The 7,846-nt window shown below is 62.6% G+C and carries 10 protein-coding genes; 7 read left to right on the top strand and 3 right to left on the bottom strand.

The window, feature by feature from the left end:
• Positions 1-241 precede the first annotated feature (241 nt).
• The gene (locus HU770_RS06100; protein WP_033699331.1) at positions 242-772 is read left to right on the top strand and encodes an RNA polymerase factor sigma-70; all 531 of its coding nucleotides are present in this window, start codon (positions 242-244) and stop codon (positions 770-772) included.
• A gap of 38 nt (positions 773-810) precedes the next feature.
• Here the strand turns inward: HU770_RS06100 and HU770_RS06105 are convergent, their stop codons facing one another.
• Together HU770_RS06105 and HU770_RS06110 are read right to left on the bottom strand one after the other, a co-directional pair.
• A complete protein-coding gene (locus tag HU770_RS06105; RefSeq protein WP_186663305.1) occupies positions 811-1,824 on the bottom strand; it encodes a GNAT family N-acetyltransferase in 1,014 nt (337 codons plus the stop codon).
• A 63-nt stretch (positions 1,825-1,887) separates the two neighbouring features.
• A complete protein-coding gene (locus tag HU770_RS06110) occupies positions 1,888-2,688 on the bottom strand; it encodes a transporter substrate-binding domain-containing protein (RefSeq protein ID WP_186657186.1) in 801 nt (266 codons plus the stop codon).
• A 171-nt stretch (positions 2,689-2,859) separates the two neighbouring features.
• Here HU770_RS06110 and HU770_RS06115 point away from each other — a divergent pair, with 171 nt between their 5' ends.
• Both HU770_RS06115 and HU770_RS06120 read left to right on the top strand, forming a co-directional pair.
• The gene (locus HU770_RS06115) at positions 2,860-3,411 is read left to right on the top strand and encodes an exonuclease domain-containing protein (RefSeq protein ID WP_186657185.1); all 552 of its coding nucleotides are present in this window, start codon (positions 2,860-2,862) and stop codon (positions 3,409-3,411) included.
• A 74-nt stretch (positions 3,412-3,485) separates the two neighbouring features.
• Entirely contained in the window at positions 3,486-3,770 is a 285-nt protein-coding gene (locus HU770_RS06120) for a pyrimidine/purine nucleoside phosphorylase (RefSeq protein ID WP_033699336.1), read from the top strand.
• Between the two features lie 110 nt (positions 3,771-3,880).
• Here the strand turns inward: HU770_RS06120 and HU770_RS06125 are convergent, their stop codons facing one another.
• Positions 3,881-4,573, bottom strand: coding sequence for an alpha/beta family hydrolase (locus HU770_RS06125; RefSeq protein WP_186663306.1), 693 nt, complete (start codon positions 4,571-4,573; stop codon positions 3,881-3,883).
• A 49-nt stretch (positions 4,574-4,622) separates the two neighbouring features.
• On the opposite strand from HU770_RS06125, the gene ccoN reads away from it, so the two are divergent.
• Genes ccoN through ccoP form a run of 4 tightly spaced genes read left to right on the top strand, consistent with a single transcriptional unit; the run spans position 4,623 to position 7,807 of the window.
• Complete coding sequence (gene ccoN / locus HU770_RS06130; RefSeq protein ID WP_027592920.1) at positions 4,623-6,047, top strand: cytochrome-c oxidase, cbb3-type subunit I; 1,425 nt, start codon at positions 4,623-4,625, stop codon at positions 6,045-6,047.
• Positions 6,048-6,060: 13 nt separating this feature from the next.
• On the top strand, positions 6,061-6,669 hold the full coding sequence (gene ccoO / locus HU770_RS06135; RefSeq protein WP_033699340.1) for a cytochrome-c oxidase, cbb3-type subunit II: 609 nt from the start codon (positions 6,061-6,063) through the stop codon (positions 6,667-6,669).
• A gap of 5 nt (positions 6,670-6,674) precedes the next feature.
• On the top strand, positions 6,675-6,869 hold the full coding sequence (locus HU770_RS06140) for a cbb3-type cytochrome c oxidase subunit 3 (RefSeq protein WP_033699341.1): 195 nt from the start codon (positions 6,675-6,677) through the stop codon (positions 6,867-6,869).
• Positions 6,866-7,807 carry a cytochrome-c oxidase, cbb3-type subunit III gene (gene ccoP / locus HU770_RS06145; protein WP_033699343.1) on the top strand — a complete coding sequence of 314 codons (942 nt, stop codon included), beginning with the start codon at positions 6,866-6,868 and terminating at the stop codon, positions 7,805-7,807. The genes HU770_RS06140 and ccoP overlap by 4 nt, the downstream gene beginning before the upstream one ends.
• Positions 7,808-7,846 lie beyond the last annotated feature (39 nt).

Here is a 7,846-nt window from a genome sequence, read left to right on the forward strand (position 1 = left end):
CACGGCGGCCGGATGTACACAGGGGAACGGATGGGCAGGGGAAGAAATTAACCGGATTGCGCGGTGGCAGGCACGGCGAAAGGTGAACTGTTTCACGCGGGCTGCTTAGAACCGAAACTTACAGATACTAATTACGTTTCGTATTTGACAATCATTATCATTCTGAATAGCTTGTCGCACGTCTCAGGAAGCTTCCCAACGTTGGGTGCCTCCCCCCCCTCTCTGTGACAAGGTGATTTCCATGGCGGAACAACTATCCACAAGTAAGTGCGATTCACCATTACTCCAGGCCTTCGTCGACAATCGCAGCATTCTGGTCAAGATTGCTGCGCGCATCACCGGCTGCCGCTCACGCGCGGAAGACGTGGTGCAGGATGCATTCTTCCGGCTCAGTGCCGCCCCGCAGATCACCTCGTCATTCAAGGCGCAGCTGAGCTACCTGTTCCAGATCGTGCGCAACCTGGCCATCGACCACTACCGCAAACAGGCGATGGAGCTGAAGTACTCCGGCAGCGAAGAGGAAGGCCTGAACGTGGTCATCCAGAACGCCTCGCCCGAAGCCACGCACATCAACCTTGCCGCCCTCGATGACATTGCCGAAGCATTGAACGAGCTGCCACAGCGCACCCGTTACGCGTTCGAGATGTACCGTTTGCACGGCGTGCCGCAGAAAGACATCGCCAAGGAACTGGGCGTGTCGCCGACCTTGGTCAACTTCATGATCCGCGACGCCTTGGTGCATTGCCGCAAGACGGCTAACCGTCAGGTTTGAATTTTTGCGTGTTGGGGGCGCAGTGCCCCCCAGCACTTTCAGACCAGCGTGCACCGATCGAAAAACCGCTCCCGCCCCAGAATCATCAGCGCCGCGCGCTTGTGCGGGAAATCGAATTCCTTCTCGCAATGGAAGCTCTGGTCGTGCATGTAGCCGATCATCTTGCCGTTGTCCGCACGCGGCTCGGCCACCACCCGCTGAGTGCGCGGGTCATCGAGGAACAGGTAGTGCACCAGCGCCGATAACCAGCTGGCCACCTTGTGCGGCCCACGGTGCGCCTCCTCCCCCACCAGCATGTGGATGCCGCGGTCGTAATTATCGGCCGCGTAGAACGGCGCAATGCGATCTTCCTTGGCCCAGTACGCTTCGAAGTAGGCGAACGGCTCGTCGTCGAAACAGCCGATCAAGGTGAGGGTATGCGGGTCGGCTTGCAGCTTTGCCAGGTATTCATGGTGCTGCTGCAAGGTGCCGCCCTCCTGCCAGAACTTGTCGACCCGCGGGGTGTTCTGCCAGCGATTGAAGCGTTCCAGGTCCTGATCGATCTCCAGGGTACGCAGCGATACCCAGCTGCCCAGGCGTGCATCGAAACGTCGGTACACTTCGCCACGCGGCTTGGGCGCCCGGCGCGGGTGGCGCTTGCCGTTGCTGATCTGCATCTGCTGGGGGTACACCCCGGCGATCGACTCGCCAAGCCAGGGTTGGGGCAACTGCCAGAACAACGTACGTTCGCACAGGTACACGCCCGCCTGTTCGCCGGGCACCAACAGGCCGCTGACGAGGGCTTCGGACAGCACCTCGGGCAAGTGCCAGGCCAGGCGCTGGCGGGCGACATCGCGTGCCAGCAGCCAATAGCAGGCAGCCCACAACGCCTGGTAAGGGCGCTCTGGGCAAAGGCTTTCAAGGTGCACCTCAAGGGCCGCGCCCTGGGCCAGGCGCAGCTGGATCAACGGGCGACCGGCAAGGGTCAGGCTCAGCCAGCTCTCGCCCTCATCGGCGCTGAGGGTGCGCCAGCGTGGCGCTGACAGTGGCTGCGAAGCGGCATCGAACGGCATGGTCTTGGCTCACGAAAATGAAGAGAAGGCACACTGTTGAAAACGTTGTCGCTGCACGGGAATTTAGTCGCGCGGTGCCTGTACCGTGATCCGGTAGGGCTGAAAGATACGCGTCAGCTCACCGTTCTCGCGCAGGGCACGCATCAAGGCCGCAAATGATTGTTCACCGATGGGCGCGCCGGGGCGCAGCAAGGCGTAGTGGTGATAGACCTGGTCAATACGCTGCGAGGCAACCAGTTGCGCCTGGCTGCCCGGGTTACGGTCGAGAAAGTCGCTGAGGTAAGAGCGGGTGACCAGGGCGATGTCGGCGCGGCCGGCCTGCACCATCAGCAGGTTGCTGTCGTGGGAATAGGTCAGCGTCGCATTGAAGGCTTTGCGCAGGTAGTCCGGGTCGGCGTTGAAGCTGGCGAACGCATAGTGGTAACCGTTGAACAGCGCCAGGCGCTTGCCGCGCAGCTCATCGAAGTAATGCGGGTCGCGGCCATTGGCCTTGGCGGCGACGAACACTTCGGCATCTTCCAGGCCCATGTCCACTGTCTGGTGGGCAATCTGCTGCCAGCCCCACTGTGGGTTCTCGAAGACCGCCATGTCGGTGCGGCCCTGCTGCAAATCACCAAAGCGCCGCTGAATGGAGGTGGGCACCAAGACAAAGTGGTAGCCCTGCTGGGAGCGGTTAAGGGCGTCGATCAATTGTGGCAACAGACCCGTATCGGCCCCCTGTTCGGGGCGAACGGTGTAAGGCGGGAAATGCGCGGCACCAATCTTCACTTCGATCGCGTCGCCAGCCCAGCCTGGTACCGCCAACCAGAAAGCGGCCAGCAACAGCAGAGTGGACAAGGCCTTTGGGCCGGACGCTGAAGTCAAGACGTACACTCATCAAGGTTCGTACCTGGTTGCGCCTAAGCTAGGCGTTTTCCGGGCAGGGCACAACAGCTGGTCGCTGGCCTTTGCGCCAAAGCAGGCGGCAAATTGCCAGGGGGTGCCGTAAGGCCCGACATTGGCTACGCTCTAGCAGGATCTGCAAGGGAGCCTGGTATGGGCCATTGGTTGGTGATCGACCTGGAAGCCACCACCGACGATGGTGGATGGCCGGTCACAGAGATGGAAATCATAGAAATCGGCGCAAGCCTGGTGACCCGCGAAGGCCGCGAAGTCGACCACTTCCAGCGCTTCGTGCGGCCCAGGCGACGGCCGCAACTGACGCCGTTCTGCCGTGAACTGACGCACATCAGCCAGGCCAGCGTCGACAGCGCTGCGGCCTTCCCCGAGGTGTGGGCGCGGTTCGAGCACTGGCTGGGGCACCACCGCGGGCAGTTGCAGGCGTGGGTCAGCTGGGGTGACTACGACCGCCAGCAACTGCTTCAGGAATGGCAGCAGCACGGGCTCGACAGCCTGCTGCGCAGCGTGCCGCACATCAACCTCAAGCAGCGCTTCGCCAAGGCCCGCCACCTGCAGCGGCCGACGGGCCTCAATGGTGCCTTGCAACTGGCTGGCATGCACTTCTGCGGGCAGCAGCACCGGGCCCTGGAAGATGCGCGCAACACGGCGCGGCTGCTGCCCTTGAGCCTGCCGGCCAAGGGCACCTGAAAGCAGATGACGACGGGGATGGCCTTGGGCATACTGGCCAGCGCTTTTTCATCCCCTCTTTTCAGGAGTCGCCCATGTTCCAGGTCAACGAGTACTTCAACGGCACCGTCAAGTCGATCGCATTCGCGGGCGAAGAAGGCCCGGCCACCGTGGGTGTGATGGCACCGGGCGAATACGAGTTCGGCACTGCCAAGCGCGAAATCATGCATGTGGTTTCCGGCGCATTGACCGTCAAGCTGCCGGGTAGCGACAACTGGGAAACCTTCAACGCGGGCGACAAATTCAATGTTGCCGCTGACAGCAAGTTCCAGCTGAAGGTAGCGGTGGACACTGCTTACCTGTGCGAGTACCGCGACTAAGCGATAGCCTGCATCGACCTCTTCGCGGGGCCGCGCCCACAAGTACCCCACTGTACTCAGGCTCAGTCAGGTATCTGTGGGAGCGGGCTTGCCCCGCGAAGAGGCCAGCACTATCTCAACAAGAATTCCGCCACCTGCTCGGCCGCCGCCTGCATATGCTGGGCATGGCTGAACCCCGAAGCCTTCAACGGCTTCAGGTCATGATCCCCCGCCACCCGCCAGCTCACCTCGATCGCTGGTGACAGCGCATACCCCGCCACCGCCTCACGATTACCCAACGCATCGCGCTCGCCCTGCACGATCAAGGTCGGCGTCTTCAGCCCCGCCAGGTGCTCGACCCTGGGTTTCTCCGGTTTGCCCACCGCATAGAACGGATACCCCAGGCAAACCAGTGCGTCCACCCCAAGCTCGTCCGCCACCAGGCTGGCCATGCGCCCGCCCATGGACTTGCCGCCAATGGCCAATGTGCCCGCGACCAAAGGTCGCACCTGCCGGTATACCTCGCGCCAGCACTCCAGCAGAACCTTCTGCGGATTGGGCGGCCGCTTGCCACCGTTCACACGGCGTTCGGCCATGTACGGGAACTCGAAGCGAATCACCCCCACCCCAAGCGCCGCAAGCCTTTGCGCCATCTCGTTCATGAACCCGCTGTCCATCGGCGCACCGGCGCCGTGGGCCAGGATCAGGCAGCCTTTGTAGCCCTCATCCCCTTGAATTTGCGGAGGATCGCAGCGCAAGCCTGGGACATTTCCGACCTTCGCCCATTGATCCCCGTCAATACCGGCACTTTGCCCATTAATCATGCTTGCCTCGCTCTATAGCCTGCCAATAACCGTGGATGGGAACCCATACATGAACACAACCAGCAGTACCGCCTACAACTACAAGGTGGTCCGCCAATTCGCCATCATGACGGTGGTGTGGGGAATCGTCGGGATGGGGCTCGGCGTCTTCATCGCCGCCCAGCTCGCCTGGCCGTCCCTCAACTTCGACCTCCCCTGGACCAGCTTTGGCCGCCTGCGCCCCCTGCATACCAATGCGGTGATCTTCGCCTTCGGCGGCTGTGCGCTGTTCGCCACCTCGTATTATTCGGTGCAACGCACCTGCCAGACCACCCTGTTCTCACCAAAACTGGCCGCGTTCACCTTCTGGGGCTGGCAACTGGTGATCCTGCTCGCAGCCATCAGCCTGCCGCTGGGCTACACCAGCTCCAAGGAATACGCCGAGCTGGAATGGCCGATCGACATCCTGATCACCATCGTCTGGGTCTGCTACGCCATCGTGTTCTTCGGCACGCTGATGAAGCGCAACACCAAGCATATCTACGTCGGCAACTGGTTCTTCGGGGCATTCATCCTGACCGTGGCGATGCTGCACATCATCAACAACCTCGAGCTGCCGGTCAGCCTGACCAAGTCGTACTCGGTCTATGCCGGCGCCACCGATGCCATGGTCCAGTGGTGGTACGGCCACAACGCGGTGGGCTTCTTCCTGACCGCAGGCTTCCTGGGAATGATGTACTACTACGTGCCCAAGCAAGCCGAGCGCCCGGTGTATTCCTATCGCCTGTCGATCGTGCACTTCTGGGCACTGATCACCCTGTACATCTGGGCCGGCCCGCACCACCTGCACTACACCGCGCTGCCCGACTGGGCGCAGTCGCTGGGCATGGTGATGTCGCTGATCCTCCTGGCACCGAGCTGGGGCGGCATGATCAACGGCATGATGACCCTCTCCGGGGCTTGGCATAAGTTGCGCAGCGACCCGATCCTGCGCTTCCTGGTGGTGTCGCTGGCGTTCTACGGCATGTCCACCTTCGAAGGCCCGATGATGGCCATCAAGACGGTCAACGCCCTGTCGCACTACACCGACTGGACCATCGGCCACGTCCACGCGGGCGCCCTCGGCTGGGTGGCGATGATCTCGATCGGCGCGCTGTACCACACCATCCCGAAAGTGTTCGGCAAAGAGCAGATGCACAGCATCGGCCTGATCAACGCGCACTTCTGGCTGGCGACCATCGGCACCGTGCTGTACATCGCCTCGATGTGGGTCAACGGCATCGCCCAGGGCCTGATGTGGCGCGCGGTCAACAGCGACGGCACGCTCACCTACTCGTTCGTCGAAACCCTGGTGGCCAGCCACCCTGGCTTCATCGTGCGCTTCGTCGGCGGTGCGATCTTCCTCAGTGGCATGTTCCTGATGGCCTGGAACACCTGGCGCACGGTACGCGCGCCGGCCACTGACGCCGCCCCTGCGAACGCCCAGCTGGCCTGAGGAGACACGCCTGATGAAACACGAAGTCATCGAGAAAAACATCGGCCTGATGGCGCTGCTGATGGTGTTTGCCGTCAGCATCGGCGGGCTGACCCAGATCGTCCCGCTGTTCTTCCAGGACGTTACCAACAAGCCGGTCGAAGGCATGAAGCCCTACACCGCGCTGCAGTTGGAAGGCCGCGATATCTATATCCGCGAAGGCTGCGTGGGCTGCCACTCGCAGATGATCCGCCCGTTCCGTGCCGAGACCGAACGCTATGGCCACTACTCGGTAGCCGGTGAAAGCGTGTGGGACCACCCGTTCCTGTGGGGCTCCAAGCGCACCGGCCCGGACCTGGCCCGCGTGGGCGGGCGCTACTCCGACGACTGGCACCGCGCGCACTTGTACAACCCGCGCAACGTGGTGCCTGAGTCGAAGATGCCGTCCTACCCGTGGCTGGTCGCCGAACAGGTCGACAACAGCCACACCGAAACCAAGATGCGCACCCTGCGCACCCTCGGCGTGCCGTACACCGACGAGGACATCGCCGGTGCCCGTGACGCAGTCAAGGGCAAGACCGAGATGGACGCGCTGGTCGCCTACCTGCAGGTGCTCGGCACCGCGATCAAGAACAAGAGGTAACTGCGATGGACATGGACATCGGCATGATCCGTGGCCTGGGTACCCTGGTGGTGATGATCGCCTTCATCGGCCTCTCACTCTGGGTATTCAACCGCCGCCGCGACCGTGATTTCGCCGAAGCGCGCCTGCTGCCCTTCGTCGACGACCACCTGCCCCCTGCCGGGCAGGCACCTGCTGCCAAGAGGAGTTCCGGGCAATGACCACGTTCTGGAGTACGTACATCAGCGTACTGACCATCGGCAGCTTGATCGGCCTCACCTGGCTGTTGCTGTCGACCCGCAAGGGCCAGGCCAACGACACCACCGACCAGACCATGGGGCACAGCTTCGATGGCATCGAGGAATACGACAACCCGCTGCCCAAGTGGTGGTTCTGGCTGTTCGTCGGCACCTTGGTGTTCTCGGTGGGCTACCTGATCCTCTATCCGGGCCTGGGCAACTGGAAAGGCATCCTGCCGGGCTATGACAACGGCTGGACCGGGGTCAATGAGTGGCAGAAGGAAATGGACAAGGCCGACGCCAGGTTCGGCCCGATCTTCGCCAAGTACGCGGCCATGCCAGTGGAAGAAGTGGCCAAGGACCCGCAAGCATTGAAAATGGGCAGCCGCCTGTTTGCCTCCAACTGCTCGGTGTGCCACGGCTCGGACGCCAAGGGCGCCTATGGCTTCCCCAACCTGACCGACCAGGACTGGCGCTGGGGTGGCGAGCCGGAGACCATCAAGGCTTCGATCATGAACGGCCGGCACGGCGTGATGCCAGCCTGGGCCGAGGTGATTGGCGAGCAGGGCGTGGCCGATGTGGCCGCGTTCGTGCTGACCAACCTCGATGGCCGCAGCCTGCCGGAAGGGGTCAAGGCTGACGCGGCCAAGGGCAAGGAGATCTTCGCCGGCAACTGCGTGGCCTGCCACGGGCCCGAGGCCAAGGGTACCCCCGCCATGGGCGCGCCTGACCTGACCCATCCGCAGGCGTTCATCTACGGGTCGAGTTTTGCCCAGTTGCAGCAGACCATCCGCTATGGTCGCCAGGGTCAGATGCCAGCGCAGGCAGAGATCCAGGGCAATGACAAGGTGCACCTGCTGGCGGCTTACGTGTATAGCCTGTCGCAGGATAGCGCTGCTGAAACCGTGACCTCCAAGTAGTACCCCCGGGGCTGCTCTGCAGCCCCAACCCTCCCCCGC

Origin of the sequence: Pseudomonas sp. SWRI68, assembly GCF_014269165.1 — a bacterium.
Lineage (GTDB): Bacteria > Pseudomonadota > Gammaproteobacteria > Pseudomonadales > Pseudomonadaceae > Aquipseudomonas > Aquipseudomonas capeferrum.

Coding starts and splice junctions, on each gene's coding strand:
- HU770_RS06100 (WP_033699331.1), top strand. CDS start 242: ATGGCGGAACAACTATCCACAAGTAAGTGCGATTCACCATTACTCCAG.
- HU770_RS06105 (WP_186663305.1), bottom strand. CDS start 1,824: ATGCCGTTCGATGCCGCTTCGCAGCCACTGTCAGCGCCACGCTGGCGC.
- HU770_RS06115 (WP_186657185.1), top strand. CDS start 2,860: ATGGGCCATTGGTTGGTGATCGACCTGGAAGCCACCACCGACGATGGT.
- HU770_RS06120 (WP_033699336.1), top strand. CDS start 3,486: ATGTTCCAGGTCAACGAGTACTTCAACGGCACCGTCAAGTCGATCGCA.
- HU770_RS06125 (WP_186663306.1), bottom strand. CDS start 4,573: ATGATTAATGGGCAAAGTGCCGGTATTGACGGGGATCAATGGGCGAAG.
- ccoN (WP_027592920.1), top strand. CDS start 4,623: ATGAACACAACCAGCAGTACCGCCTACAACTACAAGGTGGTCCGCCAA.
- ccoO (WP_033699340.1), top strand. CDS start 6,061: ATGAAACACGAAGTCATCGAGAAAAACATCGGCCTGATGGCGCTGCTG.
- HU770_RS06140 (WP_033699341.1), top strand. CDS start 6,675: ATGGACATGGACATCGGCATGATCCGTGGCCTGGGTACCCTGGTGGTG.
- ccoP (WP_033699343.1), top strand. CDS start 6,866: ATGACCACGTTCTGGAGTACGTACATCAGCGTACTGACCATCGGCAGC.